The 23,264-nt window shown below is 67.2% G+C and carries 22 protein-coding genes and 1 pseudogene; 12 read left to right on the top strand and 11 right to left on the bottom strand.

The window, feature by feature from the left end; genetic code table 11:
- Positions 1-22: 22 nt before the first annotated feature.
- Both NKF06_RS03120 and NKF06_RS03115 read right to left on the bottom strand, forming a co-directional pair.
- Complete coding sequence (locus NKF06_RS03120) at positions 23-1,045, bottom strand: sodium:calcium antiporter (RefSeq protein ID WP_058827698.1); 1,023 nt, start codon at positions 1,043-1,045, stop codon at positions 23-25.
- A gap of 76 nt (positions 1,046-1,121) precedes the next feature.
- A complete protein-coding gene (locus NKF06_RS03115; protein WP_253244489.1) occupies positions 1,122-2,345 on the bottom strand; it encodes a GNAT family N-acetyltransferase in 1,224 nt (407 codons plus the stop codon).
- Between the two features lie 170 nt (positions 2,346-2,515).
- Here NKF06_RS03115 and NKF06_RS03110 point away from each other — a divergent pair, with 170 nt between their 5' ends.
- From NKF06_RS03110 to NKF06_RS03100, 3 genes are all read left to right on the top strand, one after another.
- Positions 2,516-2,737: a hypothetical protein gene (locus tag NKF06_RS03110; protein ID WP_058827696.1), complete on the top strand. Its 222-nt coding sequence runs from the start codon at positions 2,516-2,518 to the stop codon at positions 2,735-2,737.
- A 164-nt stretch (positions 2,738-2,901) separates the two neighbouring features.
- Entirely contained in the window at positions 2,902-3,153 is a 252-nt protein-coding gene (locus tag NKF06_RS03105) for a hypothetical protein (RefSeq protein ID WP_004975390.1), read from the top strand.
- A 157-nt stretch (positions 3,154-3,310) separates the two neighbouring features.
- Positions 3,311-3,841, top strand: coding sequence for a DUF5815 family protein (locus NKF06_RS03100; RefSeq protein WP_008095664.1), 531 nt, complete (start codon positions 3,311-3,313; stop codon positions 3,839-3,841).
- A 22-nt stretch (positions 3,842-3,863) separates the two neighbouring features.
- Here the strand turns inward: NKF06_RS03100 and NKF06_RS03095 are convergent, their stop codons facing one another.
- Positions 3,864-4,886: a S66 peptidase family protein gene (locus tag NKF06_RS03095; protein WP_253244488.1), complete on the bottom strand. Its 1,023-nt coding sequence runs from the start codon at positions 4,884-4,886 to the stop codon at positions 3,864-3,866.
- A gap of 144 nt (positions 4,887-5,030) precedes the next feature.
- On the opposite strand from NKF06_RS03095, the gene carB reads away from it, so the two are divergent.
- Together carB and NKF06_RS03085 are read left to right on the top strand one after the other, a co-directional pair.
- Positions 5,031-8,279 carry a carbamoyl-phosphate synthase large subunit gene (gene carB / locus NKF06_RS03090; protein WP_253244487.1) on the top strand — a complete coding sequence of 1,083 codons (3,249 nt, stop codon included), beginning with the start codon at positions 5,031-5,033 and terminating at the stop codon, positions 8,277-8,279.
- 147 nt (positions 8,280-8,426) lie between these two features.
- Positions 8,427-9,179: an SDR family oxidoreductase gene (locus tag NKF06_RS03085; RefSeq protein ID WP_058827693.1), complete on the top strand. Its 753-nt coding sequence runs from the start codon at positions 8,427-8,429 to the stop codon at positions 9,177-9,179.
- Positions 9,180-9,197: 18 nt separating this feature from the next.
- Here the strand turns inward: NKF06_RS03085 and NKF06_RS03080 are convergent, their stop codons facing one another.
- The gene (locus tag NKF06_RS03080; protein WP_058827692.1) at positions 9,198-10,019 is read right to left on the bottom strand and encodes an NAD(+)/NADH kinase; all 822 of its coding nucleotides are present in this window, start codon (positions 10,017-10,019) and stop codon (positions 9,198-9,200) included.
- 173 nt (positions 10,020-10,192) lie between these two features.
- Between NKF06_RS03080 and NKF06_RS03075 the strand changes: the two genes are divergently transcribed.
- The gene (locus NKF06_RS03075; protein WP_253244486.1) at positions 10,193-11,302 is read left to right on the top strand and encodes a KaiC domain-containing protein; all 1,110 of its coding nucleotides are present in this window, start codon (positions 10,193-10,195) and stop codon (positions 11,300-11,302) included.
- Positions 11,303-11,395: 93 nt separating this feature from the next.
- Here NKF06_RS03075 and NKF06_RS03070 read toward each other — a convergent pair whose 3' ends face one another.
- The 3 genes from NKF06_RS03070 to NKF06_RS03060 form a co-directional block, all read right to left on the bottom strand.
- The gene (locus NKF06_RS03070; protein ID WP_253244485.1) at positions 11,396-12,067 is read right to left on the bottom strand and encodes a nitroreductase family protein; all 672 of its coding nucleotides are present in this window, start codon (positions 12,065-12,067) and stop codon (positions 11,396-11,398) included.
- Between the two features lie 161 nt (positions 12,068-12,228).
- Positions 12,229-12,660 carry a universal stress protein gene (locus tag NKF06_RS03065; protein WP_253244484.1) on the bottom strand — a complete coding sequence of 144 codons (432 nt, stop codon included), beginning with the start codon at positions 12,658-12,660 and terminating at the stop codon, positions 12,229-12,231.
- Positions 12,661-12,764: 104 nt separating this feature from the next.
- Positions 12,765-14,735, bottom strand: a complete 1,971-nt coding sequence (locus NKF06_RS03060) for an ATP-binding protein (RefSeq protein ID WP_253244483.1) — start codon at positions 14,733-14,735, stop codon at positions 12,765-12,767.
- A gap of 135 nt (positions 14,736-14,870) precedes the next feature.
- On the opposite strand from NKF06_RS03060, the gene NKF06_RS03055 reads away from it, so the two are divergent.
- Positions 14,871-15,284: a hypothetical protein gene (locus tag NKF06_RS03055; RefSeq protein WP_058827686.1), complete on the top strand. Its 414-nt coding sequence runs from the start codon at positions 14,871-14,873 to the stop codon at positions 15,282-15,284.
- Positions 15,285-15,324: 40 nt separating this feature from the next.
- Here NKF06_RS03055 and NKF06_RS03050 read toward each other — a convergent pair whose 3' ends face one another.
- Positions 15,325-16,599 (bottom strand): DNA double-strand break repair nuclease NurA, encoded by a 1,275-nt coding sequence (locus tag NKF06_RS03050; protein ID WP_058827685.1) that lies wholly within the window; start codon positions 16,597-16,599, stop codon positions 15,325-15,327.
- Between the two features lie 150 nt (positions 16,600-16,749).
- On the opposite strand from NKF06_RS03050, the gene NKF06_RS03045 reads away from it, so the two are divergent.
- Entirely contained in the window at positions 16,750-17,409 is a 660-nt protein-coding gene (locus NKF06_RS03045) for an HAD family hydrolase (RefSeq protein ID WP_058566797.1), read from the top strand.
- A gap of 20 nt (positions 17,410-17,429) precedes the next feature.
- Here the strand turns inward: NKF06_RS03045 and NKF06_RS03040 are convergent, their stop codons facing one another.
- Positions 17,430-17,834 carry a hypothetical protein gene (locus tag NKF06_RS03040; RefSeq protein ID WP_058827683.1) on the bottom strand — a complete coding sequence of 135 codons (405 nt, stop codon included), beginning with the start codon at positions 17,832-17,834 and terminating at the stop codon, positions 17,430-17,432.
- Positions 17,835-17,914: 80 nt separating this feature from the next.
- The gene (locus NKF06_RS03035; protein ID WP_058566799.1) at positions 17,915-18,361 is read right to left on the bottom strand and encodes a DUF2240 family protein; all 447 of its coding nucleotides are present in this window, start codon (positions 18,359-18,361) and stop codon (positions 17,915-17,917) included.
- A gap of 129 nt (positions 18,362-18,490) precedes the next feature.
- Between NKF06_RS03035 and NKF06_RS03030 the strand changes: the two genes are divergently transcribed.
- Complete coding sequence (locus tag NKF06_RS03030; protein WP_253244482.1) at positions 18,491-18,868, top strand: 30S ribosomal protein S8e; 378 nt, start codon at positions 18,491-18,493, stop codon at positions 18,866-18,868.
- 163 nt (positions 18,869-19,031) lie between these two features.
- Here the strand turns inward: NKF06_RS03030 and NKF06_RS03025 are convergent, their stop codons facing one another.
- Positions 19,032-20,033: a phosphate uptake regulator PhoU gene (locus tag NKF06_RS03025; RefSeq protein ID WP_042662126.1), complete on the bottom strand. Its 1,002-nt coding sequence runs from the start codon at positions 20,031-20,033 to the stop codon at positions 19,032-19,034.
- 346 nt (positions 20,034-20,379) lie between these two features.
- On the opposite strand from NKF06_RS03025, the gene NKF06_RS03020 reads away from it, so the two are divergent.
- The 3 genes and pseudogenes from NKF06_RS03020 to NKF06_RS03010 form a co-directional block, all read left to right on the top strand.
- Entirely contained in the window at positions 20,380-21,417 is a 1,038-nt protein-coding gene (locus NKF06_RS03020; RefSeq protein ID WP_253244481.1) for a PstS family phosphate ABC transporter substrate-binding protein, read from the top strand.
- A gap of 63 nt (positions 21,418-21,480) precedes the next feature.
- Positions 21,481-22,440 (top strand): phosphate ABC transporter permease subunit PstC, encoded by a 960-nt coding sequence (gene pstC, locus NKF06_RS03015; protein WP_042662128.1) that lies wholly within the window; start codon positions 21,481-21,483, stop codon positions 22,438-22,440.
- A gap of 1 nt (position 22,441) precedes the next feature.
- Positions 22,442-23,264, top strand: a pseudogene (locus tag NKF06_RS03010) (phosphate ABC transporter, permease protein PstA); the annotation flags it as partial.

The raw sequence follows: 23,264 nt of genomic DNA, 5'->3' as shown, positions 1-23,264 counted from the left end.
GCGCTCGCGACCGGTCGGCCTCTCAGCCGAGGACGCTCGTCACGCCGAGGCTTTCTGCGACCAGCCACGCGACGAACAGCGCGTAGGTTCCGAGGAGAAGGTACGACTCGCCGCGCGTCAACGCCATCTCGGTCCGGAGGACGGCGAAGAAGACGACCGACGCGCCCGTGAGGAAGCTCATCATCGGGACGACCTCCTCGAAGGCGATGACCGCGCCCCCGGCGACGAGGATGCCGACCGGGAGCGCGACGAGGAGCGCGAACACGTTGCTCCCGAAGACGTTTGCGAGGCTCATCGACGCGTTGCCCTGCCGGGCGGCCGCGACGCTGACGAACGTGTCCGGCAGGCTCGTCCCGGCGGCGACGACCGTCAGCCCCCAGAGGAACGGCGACGTGCCGAAGGCGTCGCCGAGACCGACCGCCGCGCGGACGAGCAGTTCGGCTCCGACGAGGATAACCGCGAGCGACGCCACGAGAGCGACCCATTCGCGTTTCGGGTTCACGTCGTTGACGACCGCGGTGAGTCCGGCGCGGTGCTCCAGCGTGTCGTGGTACTGCATGAACAGGTACAGGCCGTACAGCGATAGCGGGATGAGCGCGAGCGCGGGGCTCACGAACCCGTCGAGGCTCGCGGTGTCCACGGCGGGTCGGTAGATGACCGCGAGCGAGAAGGTGAGCACGAGAACGGCGATAGAAAGCAGGTAGAACTGCGCCTCCTTGTAGACGAGGTCGCGGTTCGAGGCGAGCCGTCCGCCCTCGCCGACCATCGCCGACACCGACGGGATGATGAGGATGTTGTAGACGGCCGACCCGACGACCGCGCCGACGCCGATGTCGAACGACTGGTACCGGACCGTCGCGATGACGATGCTCGATAGCTCGGGGAAACTCGACCCCACGGCGGCGATGATGGCTCCCTGCACGATGGCGGGGAGTCCGTAGTACGCGCCCAAACGGTCCGAGGCCTGCACGAGCATGTCGCCGCCCTTCCACGCGAGAATCGCACCGGCGGCTGTGAACGCGACGAGAACCGGAACTGATGCCACGCCCGCACTTCGGCGGCCGGTGGGAAAAAACCGACCCGACTGGCTGCGTCGGCTGATTTCGGCTCGACCCGTCCGCTCAGAACCCCTCGCGCAGGTAGCGGTCCCGTTCCGTGAACACCGAGGCGAGGGCGTCGGCCGCCTCCTCTCCGGCGACCGAGAGGTGGTCGGTGCGGGCGAGCGCCTCGACGGTCCGCGCGCCGACGAGGAGTTGCGAGAGCGCCCCGATTTCGACGGTCGCGTCCGGATTGATGTCGCCACCAACTGATTCGACGCTCGCCGCGCCGTCGACGACGGTGACCCGGAACGACCCGTCGTTCCAGTCGCAGCGGTCGTCGTCGACCGCGAGAACGAGGTCGCAGGCGGCGTCGCCGAGGAACGAGACGGCTTCGAGGGCCGCCGGCACCTCCACGATGCGGACCATCGGGCCGGGCTTGAGTTCGACTGTCGCCGCCCGCGGGTCGGTCAGGTCGTCGATGAGCCGGGTCGACTCGTGTTCCGACGAGAGGACGACCTCGTCGACCTGCGAGTCGTGGTCCCGCAGGAACCGAAACAGCTGTGCGCGGGCCTCGGCGTCGACCGCGACGAGTTCGCCCACGGACAGCGTCCGCGACTCCCAGTCGCCACTCACGTCGTAGACGACGTAGCCGCGGAGGTCGCCGTCCCGTTCCCAGCCGTAGACGAACGGGTCGCCGTCCCAGCCGCGGAACAGTCGGTGACGAATCCAGCCCTCGTTTCGGTCTACCGCGAGGTCTTCCGTCGCCGCGGTCGCGTACACGTTCTTGACCCGGGCCCAGTCGTCGGTGTCGAGGCGGACGAACTCCCCGGCCGGGTCGGCGGCGACCGCCCCGAGTTCGTCGGGCGGCACCGTCGTCTTCGCGTAGTTGTTCGCCGTCGCCCAGCCGAACCGGCGGTAGAAGGCGTACTCGAACGGCCAGAGCGCCGAGAGATATCGGCCGGTGTCGCGGAACTCCGCGAGGAGGTCGTCGAGCATCGCGCCGACGTGGCCCTGTCGGCGCGCCTCCGGCGGCGACGCGACCGCTGAGATACCGGGGAGCGGGTGCCACTCGCCGCGGACGCGAGCCGTGAAGTCGTAGAAGGCACACACCGTCCGCAGGTCGGCCGCGTCGAGGTCCTCGACGGGCGCGTCGGGTGGGGCGTCGTAGAACCCCCGCGGGCGGTAGCTCTCCGGGTCGGGCAGTCGCTCGTCCGACCAGTCGGGGCCGTTCTCGGGGCGAAAGGCGTAGTTGAGGAACTCGCGGTACGTCTCGCGGTGCTCCTCGGGGAGGGGACGGAGGTTCATACCCGCGGTGCGTCGGGGGACCGTATATGTTTTCGGTGCCGCGGGCTCGGAAGCGGTCGATTACGATGCGATAACACCGACGGCGGAGACCGACGGCGCGACGAAAACTTCCTTCGTGGGCCGCTTCCCGAACCGTACGATTCACGTCGCCTCGGTCCCGAGCCCTGCACATGAGTGAGACGAAGCAGTCGTTGGTATCGCGGGGGAACCTCCTCCTCGCGGCCGTCGTGACGCTCGGCATCGTCATCCCGGGCGTGGCGCGCCGCCTCCTCGGCGAGGCGGGCTACAACGACCTCGGAATGGTCGTGTTTGTCCTCGGCTACGCGGGCATGGTCTTCGTCGTCTGGTACGGGTGGATTCGACCGCTCGACATCACCGGCCCGTCCGAGTAGCGCGCGCCGACCATCGGAGGCCGCTCCGTGCCGACAGCGGTTCAGACCCCGGGGGGAACCGCCCCGACAGCCCGGTCGCCCCAATATCGGGGGGTCCGACCGCTGGTTTCCAACGAGAATAACGGAACTTTGATAGTCGATTCGAACCGACCGAGAAAACAAGAATGCTTCCCCTTCAGCTCGTAGACACCTTCCTGCTCGACTACAACATCGGGCAGGCGCTGTTGCTCGTGTTCATCCTGTCGACGGTTGGAACGCTGCCGCTGAAGTCCCGGCACGTCCTCGGTATCAACACCACGGTGTTCGGGCTCATCTTCCTTCTGACCCCGGTGTCGCTGGGCAAGGCTCACTACCTGTTCCTCGGGATTGCGCTCCTCATCGTCGGCCCCATCGTCTACGTCTCGGGCCGTCGCTGAGGGGACGCCGACGGGCGGTTTCGCCCGACTCACCGCCGTTTTTCGCCGACAGTACGACGGACCGACTGACCGCAACCGACGGTCCGCGACTCGTTTTTCGCTCGCGACGATTCCGAAGAACGCGACGTTTAAACGGAGAGAACCGCAACCCACGGGTATGTCTGAACCGAGCGTTCCCGGCGGCCGCGGGGCCGTCTTGGACCTCCCCTGCGGCGAGACGAAGCGCGTCCGGGAACTCGACTTGGGCAAACGGGAGTTCGACTGTCCGTGCGGCGACAGCCACGCTGTCGTCATGGACGTTCACCCGCCCGACCGTTTCCTCCCGGAGTTCCTCGTCGAAATCCTTCAGGAGACCATCGAGACCACGAGCGACGACATGCCCGAGTTCGGGACGGCCCACCTCATGGGCATCGTCCTCGAGGAGTTCCCCGAGGCCGTCGTCTCCGAGGACGTCTCGGAGGACGGCGAACTCGGCGCGGGCATCGTCTGGGTGACCGATTTCGATTCTCGACGGCTCCACGAGATAATCGTCGAACTCGTCGTGGAACTGATGGAACACGCCGTCAGCCACGCCGACGACGACGAGGTCGTCTCGGAGTTCGAGTCGAAGATGCTCCAGTTCGACGTGAGCGAGTTCGTCGACCAGTACCGCGCCCAGCGCGACCTCGACCCCGAACCGTACATGTAGCGCGCGGACCGAGCGCCCGTTTTCAATCGATTCGAAGCCGCTCTACCGTCGGGTCCAGCGTCGCCTTCGCGCCGAGCGGAAGCGGCACCGTCGGATCGGCGTGGCCGAACTCCACGTCGAACACCGCGGTCGCGTCGGGATTGTATGCGTCGAGGACCGACAGCACCTCCGCGCGGAGCTGCGAGCCGTAGTCGGCCGGCGGCTCCCACTCCAGTCCGGGCGAGTACGTTCGCGGGCGACCGACCACGACGCCGTCGAATCGTTCTAACAGCCCGCGTTCGCCCATCGCCCGCAGGGTGTACCGGACTTCTCGGGGCAGCGGCACGTCCTCCGAAGTTTCGAGCGCGAGCACTGTCCCGTCTAGTTCCTCGGGGTCGGGGAGATAGCGACCGGTCTGGAGATGCCACTTCAGGATGCTGAAGTTGCCGCCCCAGAGCCGACCCGTCACGCGGTCGTCGCCCCGCCACGTCCGACCCGGGTTGTCGTGCCACTCTCTCGGCTCTTCGGTGTCGAAGTCGAACCAGTCGTCGGTCCACTCCGGCGCGGGTTCGACGACGCCGATGGAGCGCTCGAAGAACGCTTGCCGAAGGTACCGCTCGACGTACGGGTGTAGTTCGGGGTCCACGGTAAGCGTCGGGTGGAGCGTCGCGCCGTAGCTCACGACGCCGTGGTTCCAGAGGAACAGCCGGAGGTTGTCGTTGTCGCTGAAGCCGAAGAAGCGCGTCGGCGACGCGGTCAACCGCGCCGGGTCGAAGTGCGGGAGGATTCGAAGCTGGTCGTCGCCGCCGGTGACGGCGATGACGCCGCGTATCGACGGGTCCTCGAAGGCCGCCATCACGTCCTCCGCGCGCGCCGCCGGGTTGTCCCGGAGCCACTCCCAGTCGCGGCGGGCCGACTCGAAGACAACGGGGTCGAGCGAGAACACGTCGCGGAGTCGCTCGCACGCGCGGTCCAAGTGCGATTCGTCGATGGGGCGCGACGGCGCGACGACCGCGACCCGGCTCCCGGAGTCGAGCGGCGGCGGCGTCGTGAATACCGCGGGCATGCGTAGCCGGTACTCGGATACCCGTCAAAAGCCTTCCCCGGCCGCGACAGCGGCGTTCGGCAACATTTTCGAAATTCGCAATCGAGTTTCGGACCTCGTAATTTTTCGCCGGACTTATTACGATGTGCGGATTGGATTCCGACGATGACTGACGAGGACACCTCGACCGGACCTCAGCAAGGCACGGAGGACCGGACGATTTTGCTCATCGGAAGCGGCCCAATCCAGATCGGACAGGCGGCGGAATTCGACTACTCCGGCGCGCAGGCCTGCCGCGCGCTCCGAGAGGAAGGCGCGCGAGTTGTCCTCGTCAACTCGAACCCCGCGACCATCATGACCGACCCCGAGATGGCCGACAAGGTCTACATCGAACCCATCACGACCGAGGCCATCTCCGAGATTATCGAACGCGAGCGCCCCGACGGCGTCATCGCCGGACTGGGCGGTCAGACCGGACTCAACGTCACGGCCGAACTCGCAGAGGAAGGCGTCCTCGAGGAGTTCGACGTGGACATCATGGGCACGCCGCTCGACACCATCTACGCGACGGAGGACCGCGACCTCTTCCGCCAGCGCATGGAGAAGATTGGCCAGCCCGTCCCGAAATCGACGACCATCTCGCTGGAGGAAGGCGAGGCGGTCGAGAACATCACCGAGGAGGCCCTCGAAGAGCGCGTCGAGGCGTCCGTCGACGCCGTCGGCGGCCTGCCGGTCATCTCGCGGACGACCTACACGCTCGGCGGCTCCGGTTCCGGCGTCGTCCACGAGATGGACGAACTCGTCTCTCGCGTCCGCAAGGGCCTCCGCCTCTCGCGCAACAGCGAGGTGCTCATCACGGAGTCCATCTCCGGGTGGGTCGAACTCGAATACGAGGTGATGCGCGACGCCGACGACTCGTGTATCATCATCTGCAACATGGAGAACATCGACCCGATGGGGATTCACACCGGCGAGTCCACCGTCGTCACGCCCTCGCAGGTCATCCCCGACGAGGGTCACCAGGAGATGCGCGACGCCGCGCTCGGAGTCATCCGCGAACTCGGTATTCAGGGCGGCTGTAACATCCAGTTCGCGTGGCACGACGACGGCACTCCCGGCGGCGAGTACCGCGTCGTCGAGGTGAACCCGCGCGTCTCGCGGTCGTCCGCGCTCGCCTCGAAGGCGACCGGCTATCCCATCGCCCGCGTCACGGCGAAGGTCGCACTCGGCAAGCGCCTCCACGAGATTACCAACGAAATCACCGGCGAGACCACCGCCGCCTTCGAACCCGCAATCGACTACGTGGTCACGAAGGTCCCGCGGTGGCCCAAGGACAAGTTCACCGACGTGGACTTCGAGCTCTCGACGGCCATGAAGTCCACCGGCGAGGCGATGTCCATCGGTCGCACCTTCGAGGAGTCGCTGTTGAAGGCGCTCCGCTCGTCCGAGTACGACCCCGCCGCCGACTGGGACGAGGTGTCCGACGAGGAACTCGAAGCCGAGTACCTCGAAACGCCGACGCCCGACCGCCCGTACGCCATCTTCGAGGCGTTCGAGCGCGGCTACACCACGGAGGACGTGGTCGAACTGACCGACATCCACGAGTGGTACGTCGAGCGCTTCGGCCGCGTCGTCGAGGCGGTCGAGGCCGCCTCCGACGGCGACTTCGCCGCCGCCGCCTCCGCCGGCCACACCAACGCCAGCATCGCCGCGGCGACCGGCACGAGCGTCGGCGAGGTCGAACAGAACGTCCCCGGTCGCACCTACAAGCAGGTCGACACCTGCGCCGGCGAGTTCGCCGCGCAGACGCCGTACTACTACTCCGCGCGCAAGCCCGAGTTCTTCCGCGGCCCCTTCGAGGGCGACTCGGCGGGTAACGAACTCCGCGTCGACCGCGACATGGAGAGCGTCGTCGTCGTCGGCGGCGGTCCCATCCGCATCGGGCAGGGCGTCGAGTTCGACTACTGTTCGGTCCACGCGGTGCAGGCGCTCCGCGACATGGGCATCGACGCGCACGTCGTCAACAACAACCCCGAGACGGTGTCGACCGACTACGACACCTCCGACGGCCTCTTTTTCGAGCCCATCACGGCAGAAGAGGTCGCCGACGTCATCGAGGCCATCGACGCCGACGGCGTCATGCTCCAGTTCGGCGGGCAGACCTCGGTCAACATCGGTCACCCGCTCGAATCGGAACTCAAGCGCCGCGGCGTCGACTGCGAGATTCTCGGCACGACCATCGACGCGATGGACCTCGCCGAGGACCGCGACCGCTTCAACCGCCTGATGGACGACCTCGGCATCCTCCAGCCCGAAGGCGGCTCCGCGACCAGCGAGAAAGAGGCGCTCGACCTCGCCAACGACCTCGGCTACCCCGTGCTCGTTCGCCCGTCGTACGTCCTCGGCGGTCGCGCGATGGAAATCGTCCACTCCGACGCGGACCTCAAGGAGTACATCGAGGAGGCCGTTCGCGTCTCCCCCGACAAGCCCATCCTCATCGACGAGTTCCTCGCCGACGGCGTCGAACTCGACGTGGACGCCGTCTCCGACGGCGAAAACGTCCTCATCGGCGGCGTGATGGAACACGTCGAGGCCGCCGGCGTCCACTCCGGCGACTCCGCGTGTATGATTCCGCCGCGCTCGCTTGACGACGAGACGATGGCCCGCGTCCGCGAGGTCACGGAGGACATCGCCAGCGCCCTCGACACGGTCGGCCTGATGAACGTCCAACTCGCGGTCAAGCAGAACGAGGAGGGCTCGAACGACGTGTACGTCCTCGAAGCCAACCCGCGTTCCTCGCGCACCGTCCCGTTCGTCTCGAAGGCGACGGGCGTCCCGATCGCCAAGCTCGCGGCGAAGGTCATGGCCGGCAACTCGCTTGCCGACCTCGACGTGAGCGAGCAGATTCCCGAGCAGGTGTCGGTCAAGGAGGTCGTCCTCCCGTTCGATCGCCTGCCGGGTTCGGACCCGCGTCTCGGCCCGGAGATGAAGTCCACCGGCGAGGTCATGGGCACCGCGACCTCGTTCGGCAAGGCCTACGAGAAGGCTCAGTCGGCGGCTAACGACCCGATTCCGGCCGACGGCACCATCTACGTCGACCTCGCGGACCCCGAGTTCCCCGACGCCGACAGCGAGGCCGGACAGGAACTGCTCGACGCCTTCGGGGAGTACTACGAGGTGCTCACGCCCGAGGACGTCGACGACTTCCTCACGATGCTCCGTGAGGATAACTTCGACTTCGTCGTCTCCCGCGACCGCGAGACGCTCATCGACTGCGTCGAAGAGGAGGTCAGCTACTTCTCGACGTACGCCTCCGCGAAAGCGGCCCTCGAAGCCCGCGGCGCGGCCGACGAGGACATCGACGTGCTCCCGGTCGGCGAGCGCCCGCGCGTCGTCGCCAACTGGGGCCAGTAAGGAACCAGTACGGCGCGCGACCCACCCGACCCGATTCTTCGACTCACCGCCGACTCGACCCGTCTGTGCTCCCGACTGGCGGCCGACGCCGACCCGGACTTTTGACGCGTTCCCGAAGGTTATTGAGCCCCGCACCCATGCGCGGGTATGGCACGCAATCGCGGTCGCGTCCTCCTCGCCGGTGCGACGGGTCGGACCGGCCGACACGTCCTCGACGCGTTGGCGGACACTCCCCTCGTCGTCAGGGCGCTGACCCGCGACGCCGACGCCGAATCCGACCTCCGAGCGCGCGGTGCGGACGAGGTCGTCGTCGGCGACCTCCTCGACCCCGACGACGCCCGGCGGGCGGTTCTCGACGCCGACGCCGTCGTCTCCGCAGTCGGCGTCTCGGCGGGGCTCGAAACCATCCGCGGCGACCTCGTCGACGGCGCGGGCGTCGTCAACCTCGTGGACGCCGCGACCGCCTCCGGCGCACAGCGGTTCGTTCTCATGTCCTCCATCGGCGTCGGCGACTCGAAGGGCGGACTCCCGCTGTCGCTCCGCGCGCTTCTTACCGCGTCGGGCGTCCTTTCAGCGAAGGAACGAAGCGAGAATCGGCTTCGAGACGCGCCGCTCGACCACACGATTATCAGGCCCGGCGCGCTCACCGACGCCCCCGCGACCGCCGACGTGGTCGTCGGCGAGGGCGGCGACTCGGTCTGCGGAAGCGTCCCCCGTGCCGACGTGGCGAACGTCCTCGCGCACTCGCTTTTCACCCGCGAGACCGAAAACCGGACGTTCGAGGTCGTCTCTCGGCCAGGGCTCCGCGGGCGGGCGGACAACGTGGTCGACATCGACTGGACGCCGCTCCCCCGCGCTGAGGCGTCGGGCGACGAGGGCAAACGAGAACTCGCGGAGTAGCCGACCGCGGCAGCGCGGTCAGTCGAGTTTTCCGAGCGCTTCAAAGAAGTCGGAGGTCGGACCGGCGAGTCGGACCGGCGAGTCGGACCGCTCGATGTGAATTTCCGTCGGCGGCGACACCGTCCGTCGGGTCCGGCCGTCGCCGACGACGACCGACGACGGCGCGCCGGTGACGCTGACGGTCACCGCAGCATCCAACGGGACGACGAGCGGCGGCATCCCCGCGTCGGCGGCCATCTCGGTGATGACGAGTCCCTCGACGCCGGGGTGGACGAGCGGCCCGCCCTCGCTGAGGTTGTAGGCGGAGCTCCCCGCGGGCGTCGTGACGAGCACGCCGTCGGCGTGGCCGCCGGAGTACACGGAGCCGTTCACGCGGACTTCCAAGTCCGCGCCGCCGCCGTGACCCCGGCGCGGGCCGTGGACGACGACCTCGTTCATCGACGGGTCCATCTCCCAGCCGTCGCCGCTGGCGACGATTCTGGGGACCTCCCGAATCGATTGGTTCCCCTCGCGGAACGCGGCGACCTCGGCCAGCACCTCGTCGATGGCGTCGTCGGGCGAGACGGCGTTCAGGAAGCCGACCTCGCCGAGATTGACGCCGAGAATTGGGACGCCGTCGGCACCGCGGGCGGCGTAGAGAAACGTTCCGTCGCCGCCGATGCTCACCACGAGGTCGCAGTCGTCCAGCGACTCGACGGGGACGCCCTCGACGCCCAGCTTCTCGGCGGTCGCCGCGTCGACGACCGCCTCGGCGTCGACTTCGGCGAGCGCCTCGCTCGCGTCCGCGGCGAGGTACGCGGCCCGGCTGTTGCCCTTCTGTGCGACGATGCCGACCTTCATGCACCGCGATTTGGCGTCCCCGGGCAAAAGCCCACCGTCACGTCGCCCGGCCCGTCTCCGCTCGACGCCGCGCGGTAGCTCCGCGCACGGGAAACGTTCATCACGACGCCTGCCTACCTTGAGGTGATGGCAGGCACGGACGCCGGCCGCGCTGTCGTTCGGTGGTGGCTCCCGTGAGTGACGACGACTGGTTCGAGCGGGCACTCCGCGAGCGCGACGACGGCGAGACCGACGCAGACGACGCGGACCCGGACGAAAGCGAGCAGCGCGGCGATGGTGAGACCGACGGGTCTCCCGAGAGCGATGCGGTCGCGGACCCCGCGGACGAACCGTCGGAAGACGACACCGAGACCGGGGACAGCGGCGGAGAGTCGCTGTCGTTCGAGAACGGCGACCCGTTCGACGGCGGCGACTCCTTCGACGACGACCCCTTTTCGACCGACTTCGCCACGGCGTTCGAGAACGCGCCGATGCCCGACCCGGGCGGCGGCTTCGGCGACGAGCAGTCCGGCGACGAGTTCGGATTCAGCTCCGACCCGGGAGAGTCGGAGCCGCCGGCGTTCGACGACGAGGAGTTCGATTCCGATATCGACCGCATCGACATCGGTATCGAAGGTCTCGACGACATGATTCTCGGCGGCGTCCCGGACCGGTCGCTCATGGTCACTATCGGGAGCGCCGGGACCGGCAAGACGACGTTCGGCCTGCAGTTCCTCCGGAAGGCGCTCGAAGACGGCGACAGCGGCGTCTACATTACGCTCGAAGAGAGTCGCGAGCGCATCCTCGACACCGCCGACGAGAAGGGGTGGGACTTTTCGAAACACGAGGCCGAGGGGCGACTGTCCGTCGTGGACCTCGACCCCGTGGAGATGGCGAACAGCCTGTCGAGCATCCGAAACGACCTCCCGCGGCTGGTCGAGGAGTTCGGTGCCGACCGACTCGTCCTCGACTCCGTCTCGCTTTTGGAGATGATGTACGACCACCCCTCGAAGCGCCGCAGCGAGGTGTTCAACTTCACGCGGGCGCTGAAGGACGCGGGTGTGACGACGATGCTCACCTCCGAGGCGGACCAGTCCAACCCCTACGTCTCCAGACACGGTATCGTCGAGTACCTCTCCGACGCCGTGTTCGTTCTCCAGTACGTCCGAAACGACGACTTCCGCGAGACGCGGCTCGCAATCGAGATTCAGAAGATACGCGACGCCAACCACTCCCGCGAGACCAAGCCCTACGAACTCACGAACGAGGGCATCAGCGTCTACCAGCAGGCGAATATTTTCTGAGCCCGCGTTTCGCCGCGCGGCTCACGGAGGGTCTGTGTCCGACTGTATCGTTCCCGTGAGAGGGCTAAACGCGATTCGTCAGTTACGGCCGTCTCAGTCGTCGGCGGGCGCCGGTTCGGCCGACTGTTCGGACTCGAAGCCCTCGAAGTGGACGACCTCGTCGACGGGGCGGCGGTACTTGCGCTCCGCCTGCAACTCGCCGGCGTCGTCGGCGGGGATGCCCATCGTCAGGAGCATCACGGGCTCGTATTGCTCGCCGTCGATGTCGAACGCGTCGAGAACGGCGTCGGCGTCGAAGCCACCGATGGGACAGGTGGCCACGCCCTCGTCCCACGCGGCGTACATGAGCGACATGGCGACGAGCGACGTCGAGCGAACGGTCCAGACGCGGCGCTCCTGTTCGGGGAGGTCGGCCATGCCGGCGATGTTCTCGAGGATGCCGTCGCGGACCTCCTCGTTCGGCAGGTAGCCCTTCTCCAGCATGTCGTCGGTGACGGTCTCGGCGTGGGCCTCGGGGTCTTTGTTGCCAAGTACGATGACCGACGCGGCGGCACCGGTGACGTGTTCTTGGTCGTAGGCCGCCTCGCGGAGCGCCTGCTGTGTCTCGTCTTCCCGCAGCACGACGAACTCCCACGGCTGGAGATTGTAGCTCGACGGGGCCTGCACGGCGTTTTCGAATATCGTCTGGAGGGTCTCGTCGTCGAGCGACTCGTCGGCGTAGTCGTGGACCGAGCGACGGGTCGTCGCGACTTCCGTGAATTCCATTGGTTCCCACGAGGGGCGGCACGGAAATAGGGCGTTGCAATCCGGGTGAATCGGCCGATTCCGGTGTGTTCGCAGTGCTCGTATCATCACGCTACTGGGTGACGTCCGTGTCACCGCGAGGTCGGAGACACGGTTCTGTGGCGGCGTCCCCTCGTCGCGACTCACCTGACGATGGTCACGGGCACGGGCGACCGCCGGAGGACCTCCTCGGCGACGCTCCCGAGCAGGATGCGCGAGACGCCGGTTCGGCCGTGGCTCCCCATCACGACGTGGTCGTAACCGGCGTCGTCGTCCAGCACCTCGACGATGACTTTCTGTGGGCTGCCGACCTCGATGCGGTCGGTGATCGTCCTGTCGGTGTCGACGAGCCCCACCTCGGCTTTCACCTCGGCGAACGTCTCTCTCGCCTTCCGTTTCTCCGCTTGAAACCACTCTTCGGAGCCGCTGAGCGCCCGTTCTCGATAGTCGGCGTCGGCGGGGTTGATGACGTTCAAAAGCGTGAGTTCCGCGTCCGGCCACTCCGTGGCGGCGAAGCGGACCGCGGCGACTGACTGCGGCGACCCGTCGGTCGGAACGAGCACGTGTTCGGCCATATTTCGGCCTACTCGGCCGCGGGCTAAAAATCCGCCCGGCGGGTGCGCCCCCGAACAGCCGCGACCCGGTCCCTGCGACGGACGGCGCGGGGCGTTCCGGGTACTCAGTCGCCGTGTCGCGTCACGCAGGTCGAAAGCCCCGTCAGCTCGACGGGTTCGGAGTTGTCGGGCGAGTAGACGACCATCTGGCCCTTCTCCATGTACGGCACCTTGTCTTCGAGGTTCGGCGGGATGTTGACGCTCTTGATGGCGTCCTCGTCGCCGAGGTTGAGCACGACCTTGGTGTTCACCTGCTTGAACACCGGATCGGCGATGTCCTGTGGGTCCTGCGTGATGAGAAACAGGCCGAGTCGCTCCTTTCGGCCCTGCTTGGCCGCCTCAGTGAACTTCTGGATGACCTTCCGCGCCTGTACGGTGTCGGCGTCGGTGAGGAAGTTGTGCGCCTCGTCCATCCCGAGGACGACCGGCGTCTCCTTGATGCGGTCGCTCGCGGGGTCGTTCGAGAGCTTGTCGTCGATGAGTAACGCCGACACCGCGAGGACGAACAGCTCTTTCGCCCGGCTCGACGAGAGGTGGTAGGTCGGCACGACCGTCAGCCCGCCGGGGCGGACGAGCTGGTGGTCGAGTTCGGTTATCGGGCGGGCGTCCTGGTCGAACACGCCGCTCGGCACGCCGCGGACCCGACGTTTCACCGCGTCGAAGGTCGCCTCGTGGACCCGCCCCGACTCGTGGAGTTCCTCTTTCAGCGCCGGGTCGTCGAGGAACTGGAGGAACTGCTTGTACGTCCCCGAGTCGCCGTAATTCCGGAAGAAGCGGTTCAGGAGTTCGGTGAGCGCCGGGTACTGGTTGTCGTTGAGGCTGCTGCCGGCGACGAGCCACGGGAGGTCCCGCGCCATCGAGAAGGGGATGGTGAACTCTAACTGCTCGGCGCGGTGGTTCGCACCGGGGTACGACGACCCGGCCATCTTCGGGACGAGCGCGACGGTGTCGTCGTGGCCGCCGTGAGCGACGCCCTCGCGCTCGTAGCGCCGGGCCGTCTCGTCGTCCATGTCCGGGTTGTCGTCGTGCATCTGGGCGTACTCGTCCTGCGGGTCGAACTGGACGACCGCGGTCTGGACTTCACGGCCGTCGTCCATCTCGTAGCTCCGCTCCTCCGAGAGGTACTGCCGGAGGATGTTCTTCGAGGCGTGGGTCTTGCCAGACCCGGTGCCGCCGGCGACGAGCGTGTGGCGGAACACGAGCGGGTCGCCGTCGGTGTAGTCGTCGTTCAGTCGGTAGTCGATGGTTGGCGGCCGTGCCGCGGTTCGGACCTTCTCGCCGCCGACGGAGAGGTGGCCGAGGAAGACGCCCTCCTCGGGAATCTTCAGCCCGGTCTTAATCTGGGTCGCGTCGGTGGCCTCACCGACCGTCGCCTGTGGTTTCGGCACGCGGTCGACCATCCGGCGCTTGAGTTCGCCGCGGTCCGAAAACAGGACGGCGATGGGTTCGAGTTCGGCCATGAACTTGAAATCGCGCTCCTCGAACTCGTCTGCGGGGCGGCGCATCGCCCGGCGGGCGTGAATCTCAGTCGCGTCGTCGGCCTGAAACTCCTGGGCGTACTCCAGGCCGACGATGCGGCAGAACAGCAGTTCGTCGTCCGGGTAGGGGACGATGAGGTACTTGCCGAGGCGGACGCGCTCACGATTTCCCGCGGTCACGAACGCCCGAAGCGCCGTCCGCTCGGGGTCTTCCGACACGCGCAGGCCCTGCGAGACCGCAATCGCGCCGACGCCCCGCTCGTCGCCGACGGGGTCGGCGTCGTACTCGTCGAACTGCAGGTCGTCCGCCTCGTCGGTCGGGCCGGTCGCATCGGTCGAATCGCCGCCGTCGCGGTCGTCGCGCCCGTCGCGGTCGATATCGACGGCGTCGCCGTCGGCTGAACTCGCGGCGGTCGCGCTCTCAGTTTCCGAGACGGATTCAGAACGCGCGGAGCGCCCGTTTCCGGTGGCGTCAGCGGTCGGCTCGTCTCGGTCCGCGTCGGACGAGTCGTCGGGGTCGTCGCCGGCGAAGTCGCTGAAATCCCCCAAATCGGTCATGTTCCAACGCTTGCGGGCGGCGAGTAAAAAGCCACGCGTCGGCGACGGTGCGCGGTTCCCCTGTCGAACGGTCCCAGATGACGCGCTCTCGGGCCGTCGCGTACGACTTTTCCGTGTCGCGCACCTAGCCCGGCTATGTTATTGGTCCGCGGTCACGGCGGCGGCACGGCACTCACCGGTACGATATTCGAACGGGGGGAGCAAGCGCCGACCTACCGCGGCGCGCCGGACGAGGACGCGCCCTACGTCTGGGTCTGCGACGAGTTCTACGAGGTCGAAAGCGGCGGCTCGGAGACCGAAATCGACGGGCGGACGATTCGCGTCGCCTTCGACACGCCGCTTCCCCGCGGCTTCGACACCCGTGAGCAGGCGCTGTCGGCGGCCAAAGAACACGTCAGGACGCAGTTCGCGCGGGTCGGCGTCCCAGCCGACGATGTGCGGGTCGAGGTCGTCAGACCCGAAGAGGAGGGGACGCCGGAGGACGAACAGCCGGATGCGGCGGACCGCTCCGCGGACGAGGGCTCTCCCGAGGGCGACGCGTCGCTCTGAGGGAGGTCGGTCGCCGGGGCGCGCTTCGGTCGGGCCGCTCTTACTCGTCGGCGTCGACCCAGCGGATGTTGTCGTAGCTCTTCATCTGGTCAGAGTCGAGTTTCTCCGAGAGCTTCCGCCTGAGCGCGGCCTTCTCGCCGACGCTCACCCGCGCGAGTTCGTCGGCCTTCTCGACCGCCAGCGGCGGCCCGCGCGTGGCGGCCACGTCGCGGACGACGTGGTGCATCAGGTCGGCGCGTCGGTCGGGGTCCTTCGTGAACGCGTAGGGCGCTTCGACCCGGTAGCACACGTCGGTTCGGGGGTCGTACAGCACGAAGAACGTCACCGTGTACGCCTCGGGGTCGAGCGTTCGCTCGATGCCGAACGCCTCGCCCTCGGCGCTCAGTTGGCGGTCCGACCCGCCGCGCGAGACGAACCAGCTCGTGAACGTGAGCTCCTCGGTGCGGCGCTCGTCGCCGTCGGGGCCCTCCCGGCGTTCGAGCAGGTTGACGAAAAAGGCGGCGTCGTCGACCCACGGCCGCCTGCCGGCGTCGGTCCCGTCGAGCTGTTTTCTGACCGTGCGGACGACGTGTTTCGCGCCGGGGTTCTTCACGAAGCCGGCGAGGGGCACGTCGCGCTCGACGAATCGCTCGACGAGGCGGATGTAGTTCTCCACGACGGCCTTCGGCTTCGCGTCGCGCGCGAGGTCTTTCAGTTCGGCGTCGCGGTCGCGCCAGTTCAGGAGTTCCTTCGGGTACACCGGCCCGTCGAGAATGAGCAGGTCGGAGACGGCGTCGGCGTGTTCGAGCGCGTGGGCGCTCTCGGCGAGGTAAAGCGCGAGCGCGTGGACGACGCCCTCGGCGTAGCGGTTGACTCGCGGGACGCTCAGGACGCGCCGGCGGCCGTAGCCCTCGTCGGACTGGAGCCACTCGTCCGTGTCGAAAAACTGGACCGGATCGTGGGTGTGGGCCGCCATGACGATAGAGCGGTGTCGGTGGAGGTCGAGGTCGGACGGCTCGGACGCCATCGCGGCGTGAGCCACGTCGAGGACGAGCCCGTTTTTGAACGTCGTCGGGTTGATGGTCCCCGAGTCGAGGCCGTGGACGGTCGGAAACGGCGACTCCGTGAGCGCGACGTCGTCGATGGCGGCGGCGTGGAGGCGCTGTTCGCCGAGCGGCTCGACGATTGGGAGTCCTCCGTCGGGCGATTCGAGGGGATCCAGCCACGATTCCCAGACCGTCCGCGCGAGGTCGTCGTAGTCGGCGTCGTCGACCGAGTCAGCGATGGAACTCGCCATGGACGCGATGTCGTCCACGTGGACGGGGTCGAGGGTCATATCTCGGCGTCGTCGCCGACGGGTATAGTGGTTGTCGTCGTCGGTGGGCGGTCGTTTGGACTGGCCCGCGGCGAGCCGACGCGCGACGGGTCGCCCCCTCGACAGGTCCCGGCACGCTCATACCGCTCCGTTGCCAACGCTTCACCGACGATGTCTGTCAGCGCGGTCGGGTTCGACCTCGACTACACACTCGCCGTCCCGACGCGGGACCGCGAGACGATTCTCTCGGAGGCGGCGGCGGCGGCGGGCGCGCCCCCGCTGACCCGAGAGGCGTATCTCCGGGCACACCAAGAGAACCTCACGCGCGAGACCCGCGCGCCCATCTTCGAGACGCTCCTCGACGAGCACGGCTCTCCCGTCGACCCGGAGCGCGTCGCGACGGCGTACAGAGAGCGAATCACCGACGCGGTCGTCCCCGTCGAGGGCGTCGAGGCGATGCTCGCCGGCCTGCGGACGACCTACCGCGTCGGCCTCCTCACCAACGGGCCGGTCGTGGCCCAGGAGGCGAAAATCGACAAACTCGGGTGGCGCGACCACTTCGACACGGCCCTCGTGACCGGGGCGCTCCCCGCCGGAAAGCCGGACGAGCGGGCGTTCCGCGCCCTCCTCGACGATCTTGGGACCGAACCCGAGGAGACCGTCTACGTCGGCGACAGCGTCCACCACGACATCGCCGGCGCGCACGACGCCGGGATGCTCCCGGTGCAGGTGCTCGGCGAGGGCTGTGACGACCCCGACCCGCGGGCGGTCGCCCACATCCACCACGACGACCTGCCGACGGCGCTTCCTGAACTCGTCGCGGACCTCTGAGTCGGTCGCGCGACGAGCGTCTATTCTTCGTCTCGGTCTCGGTCTCCGGCTTCGAGCGCCGCGACCAGCGCGCGGAACGCCGGGAGCGTCCACTTCACCTGCGCGCCGTCCTCGACGAACACGAGCGTCCGCGGCGGGCGGACCGCCTTCGGGCGCACGCGAAGTCCCTCCTCGGACGCGGCCTCGGCGGTCACGTCGGGGTGGGCGATGAACTCGACGCGGGCGCGGTCCGGTTGGACGTACACCTCGGCGACGCGTTCGCCGTCGGCGGCGACGGCGTAGGCGAGCGCGCCGTCGTCGGTCGGTTCCACGTCGGGGTTGGAATCGACGATGGAGAGAACAGAAAAGGCGTCCTCGTGGCCCGTGACCTCCGAGGCGAGCAGTTGAGCGATGCGTGTCCCGTCGGAGAGCGAATCGACGACCATGCCGGACGTTCGCGCCCGGACGGTTTCGGGGTGTCGCTTCGCTGGCGAGCAGAGGGGCGAAGGGGAAAGGCGGGAGGACGCTACTCGGCCAGCGACCGCTTTGCTTTCTCGGCCGCGTCGTCTACGTTCACGTCGTTCGCGCGCGCGAAGAGGACCGCGGCGGCCTCGGCGGTGACGCCGAGGCGGGACTGTCGCTCGTTGATGCCGGCGACGGCGGCCTGTTTTTCGATGCCGGCGGCGACGCAGGCGTCGAGAATCTGCTCGAACGCCGACTGCTCGCGGAGGACGGAGGCGTCGGGTTCGAACTCCTCGGGAATCTGTACGCCGGCGGGGTCGAACGTCGCGACGACCTCGCCGTCGTCGCGTTCGACGAGGCCGCGGCCCGCCGCGAGGTCGATGAGGCGCTTCGCCTGGTCCGGGGAGAACCAGTCGCGGTCGAGCGACAGGGCGACGACGAACTCGCCCTCGCCGAGGCGGGTCGAGCCGTGTTGCCGGAAGGGGACGGCGACGGTAACGTCGAGACTCATCGGTTCGACGGCGGGCGCGGGCGAACTAAACGGTTTGCGTTGCTATCGCGCCCGAGAGGCGTGGTGGCACCCGCCTCCGCGGAGCACCGATTCGAGCGATTCAAGTAGTCACCGAGGTTTTTACCCCGTATGAAGGACCAAGGACGCTCCAAGCGGAAGCGGACCGGCGGTCGGCGCAAGCCGTCCCGAAACAAGAAGCGCTACCAGCTGGGCCGCGAACCCGCCGCCACGACGGTCGGCGAGCCCCGGTTCCAGATCATCGACTCCCGCGGGAACAACGAGAAGGTCCGCGCCCTCTCGACGAACGTCGCGCAGGTCGCCGACGGCTCCGACGTGACGCAGGCCGACATCGAAGGCGTCGTCGACAACCCGTCGAACGTCAACTACGCCCGCCGGAACATCATCACGAAGGGCTCCATCATCGAGACGAGCGCCGGCCGCGCCCGCGTCACCTCCCGCCCCGGTCAGGACGGGCAGGTCAACGCCGTCGTCGTCGACGAGGAGTAAGTTTCTCTCCCCGCGTCGCCGTTTCGGCGCGGTCCGACTGTTTTACGCCGGTGAGCCCCGCGGCCGTCGCTCGCGGACGTGGTACGGTCGAAGTCGAAAACGAGACTGGACGATACTGAATCGAACCGTGCGACGAGCCGCTGTCAGCGAGTAGGCTGACCGGTCAGGGCGTCGGTGCGGCCTTCTGAAGCGCCGTCTCGGCGATGTTGCCGCCGTAGTCGGCGCTCCGGGAGACGGAGTCGACGATGAGGCCGAGCAGTTGCGCGCGGGCCGGGTCGAGGCCGCGGAGGAGCTCGTCGATGCCGCGGGCACTCGTGTCGATGGCCTGGACGGCCTCGCGGGACTCGTTGGCGAGGCGGCTCGCCTCGTCGCTCTCCTCGGCGAACAGCGCGTCCATGCCGCCGTTGACGACGGCCTTCGCCTCCTCGAACAGCTCCTGAATCGCCTCGACGATTTCGTCGTCGACCGGCTCCTCGAAGTTCAACGAGAGGTGGGCGATTTTGGTCGCGTGGTCGCCGATGCGCTCCAGTTGCCGGGCGGCGGACTGGTAGTCGAAGCAGATTTCGCGGGGCAGACCGAGTTCCTCGGCGGCCTTCGGGGTCCGGAGCGTCGCGCGGAAGATGCGGGAGACGACCATCCAGAGGCGGTCGACGTCGTCGTCGCGCTGGATGACGTCGCGGGCCATGTCGTCGTCCTGCTCGGCGATAGCCGCGATAGCGTCTTCGAGCATCGAAAGCGAGATGAGTCGCATCCGGGTGACCGCGTTGTGGATGGATAGCTCGGAGGAGTCGAGCAGGTCGCGGATGACGACCCGGTCGCGCGTCTCTTCGAGCACTTCGAGGCCGACGAGGCTCTGGGTCGCCTCGCGGATGGTCCGTCGCTGGTCGGTCGTGATGCGTGAACTCTCCAGCGCGATGATGTCGAACCCGCTCACGTACATCGTCATGACGGCGCGCGTGAGTTCGTCGCCTTCGAGGGTCGCGATGTCGAGGGTACCCTCAGTGCGTTCTTCTTCCGAGCGGGGCGTCAAGAACAGCGAGTCGCCCTCCGGATAGAATTCGACTTCGCTCCCCGCCGAGACGCCGTTGTCCGTCGCCCAGTCTTTGGGAATCGAGACGGTGTAGGTGGAACCACCCGTCACCTGCACCTTTCGGGTTTCGACCATGTCCGTGGGTGGTTCTCAATACACAATAAAACTGTCCATCTCTATATATTGAAGCCATATTTTATGTGATGGACGCGGACGAACGTGTTACGTTCTGATTCTGGCTCGAAACTTCGTCCACTCCGTAGTTATTTTGCACCGTGCCTGTCGGCCGGTGTCCCCCACGTTTTCTGACACGCCGGAAAAAGTACCCGTACGAGACGGCATCGAATGGGACAATCCGCTTCTTTCGTCGGTCTCACGCCGTTCTTGTTACATGTTAGCAATCATTGTGGACATACCGGAATGTATCACTATATAGTTGTCATAGCAGGGTATTTACGCGAAAATCGGCTCGTCAAAATCGATGACGCGTAACTCGGACAGCGGTCTTTCGCGGCGTAAGTTCCTGATTGCCTCGGGCACGGCCGGTCTCGCTGGACTCGCCGGGTGTACGGAGAACAACACCGACAACGGTGACTCCGGCGGCGACTCCGAGGGAGAGGACTCGTCGGGCGACGGGAGCAACGAGCTCTCGGGAACCATCGACATCGCCGGCTCCTCGACGGTGTTCCCGCTCGCAACCGCGATGGGTGAGCGCTTCCAGACCGAGCACTCCGAGGTCAACATCAACCTCCAGTCCACCGGCTCCGGTGGCGGCTTCGCGAACTACTTCTGTACGGGCCAGACCGACTTCAACAACGCCTCGCGCCCCATCAAGGGCGAAGAAGAGACGCAGTGTGAGGACAACGACGTGACCCCCGTCGAACTCAAGGTCGCCACCGACGCGCTGACGGTCATCGTCAACAACGACAACGACTTCATCGGCGAGGGCCTCACCGTCGAACAGCTCCGGACCATCTTCTCGGCCGAGTCGACGCCGACGACGTGGTCCGACGTCAATTCCGAGTGGCCCGACGAGGAAATCGAAATCTACGGCCCCACCGACGCCTCCGGTACGTACGACTACTTCATCGAGGCCATCCTCGGCGAGGAAGGTCCGGGCCACCGCCAGGACTACTCCGCGACCGAGCAGGACCGCACCATCATCCAAGGCGTCGAGGGGTCCGAGTACGCCATCGGCTACCTCGGCTTCGCGTACTACAGCGAGAACACCGACGCCGTGCAGGCGGTCGCCATCGAGAACGACGCCGGCGAATTCGTCGAACCGTCGCTCGACACGGCCCTGTCCGGCGAGTACAACCCGCTTTCCCGCCCGCTTTTCACCTACCCCGCCCGCGAGTCGCTCGCGGAGAACCACGTCGCCGAGTTCGCTCGCTACTGGATTGACAACGCCACCAGCCGCGAAATCGTCGCCGAAGAGGTCGGCTACGTCCCGCTCAGCGAGGACGAGCAACAGGAGATGCTCGACACGCTCAACGCGGCCATCGAGGAAGCCAACTAGCCGCTCTCCCGACAGAATCAGCTAACGAAGCGCTTTTTCATATACCACGATTCAATCCAACCAATGAGCACAGATGACCTCGAAACCGACCTCACGCGGAACACGGAGAATTCGCCGCGTGAGCTACTGACGCGGTCGTTCTTCTTCCTGTGCGCGGCGTTGTCCGTCGTGACGACCCTCAGTATCGTCGGCCTTCTCATCACGGAGGCGTCCAAGTTCTTCACGCTGACAGCCCCGCTGATGGGAGTCGCGGGGGAGACGGCGTCCATCGTCGACTTCCTCACCGGAACCACGTGGCAGATACACAGCCAAGAGTTCGGCGTGCTGGCGCTCGTGTCGGCGACGCTGATGGTCACCATCGGGTCGGCCGTCATCGCGCTCCCGCTCGGCGTCGCCACCGCCATCTACCTCAGCGAGTACGCGAGCGCACAGGCGCGCTCGATTCTCAAACCCGCGCTGGAAATCCTCGCTGGCGTCCCGACCGTCGTCTACGGCTTCTTCGCGCTCATCTACATCACGCCGGCGCTGGAAGTCGTCTTCCCCAGCATCGGGACGTTCAACATGCTCTCTGCGAGCATCGTCGTCGGCATCATGATCATCCCGATGGTCGCCTCCATCAGCGAGGACGCGATGTCCGCCGTCCCCGACGAACTCCGACAGGCGGGCTACGGCATGGGCGCGACGAAGTTCGACGTGTCGACCGGCATCGTCGTCCCCGCCGCGCTCTCCGGTATCTTCTCCTCTTTCATCCTCGCGCTCTCGCGCGCCATCGGCGAGACGATGGCCGTCACCGTCGCCGCGGGCGCGCAGGCGAAGTTCCTCAATCCGCTGAACCCCGCGTCGTATCTCGAAGGCGCGCTGCCCATGACCGCCGCGATGGTCCAGCTTCTCACCGGTGACATCACCGGTGGCGGGCTGGCCTACCGCAGTCTGTTCGCAATCGGCCTCGTGCTCTTCGTCATCACGCTCATCATGAACGTCATCAGCGACTACGTCTCGCGGCGCTACCGGGAGGCATACTGAAATGGCGACCGACACCGACTCCGGCTACATCGACAGCTTCGGACAGGTCAGCCGAACCACCGGGACGGTCTTCCGGTACCTGCTGTTGGCCGCGACGATGTTCGGCATCGTCACCCTCGCCGTCCTCCTCGTCTACGTCGCCAACGACGCGATTCGCCCGCTCACCGCCGACCTCGGCTGGCATCTCACCTTCTTCCTGACGCTCGTCGTCCCCACGACGGTCGTCGGCGGCTACCTCGCCCGGCGCAACGTGCCGGCGCTCAAACTCGGCGGCATGGTCGTCGGGATGCTCGCGGTGTTCCTGCTGTTCAGCGGAGGCGTCGCCATCGTCTTCGTCGACATCATTCCGCCGCTGACCGGTCTCTCGTACGTCGTCGGCCTTCTCGTTCCGGCGGCGCTCGTCGTCGTCCTGACGAAGTACGAACAGCAGATTCCGTTTACCCTTCGCGTCGCCGTGACCGGTGCCGCGTTCATCCTGTCGCTCGTCGGCGTTCCGGGGTACTTCCACAGCATCCCCGAAATCATCCGCCAACTCCCCGTGGTCCCGGCCGACTGGATGATTCTGACGCTCGTCCTCGGCGGCGTGGCCGCGGTCGTCGTCGGTCAGTACGTCGCCCGCATCCGCGAAGACACCACCGCGGGACTCGCGGCGGGCGCGTCGGCGCTCGTCTTGACCGGTCTCGCGGCCGTCGTCGGCCCGATGCTCGGCGTCGACGCCAACGCCGCCGCCGTCGTCACGTCGGTCGCGTTCGTTCCCACGGTGGCCTACGCCGGCGGTGCGGCGGTCACCCGTGAACAGGAGCGAATCGGCCTCCTGCTCGCGG

The organism is Haloferax sp. AB510 (assembly GCF_024136985.1).
GTDB lineage: Archaea > Halobacteriota > Halobacteria > Halobacteriales > Haloferacaceae > Haloferax.
Note: the sequence above shows the minus strand (reverse complement) of the source record. Positions and strands in the feature narration are given on the sequence as shown.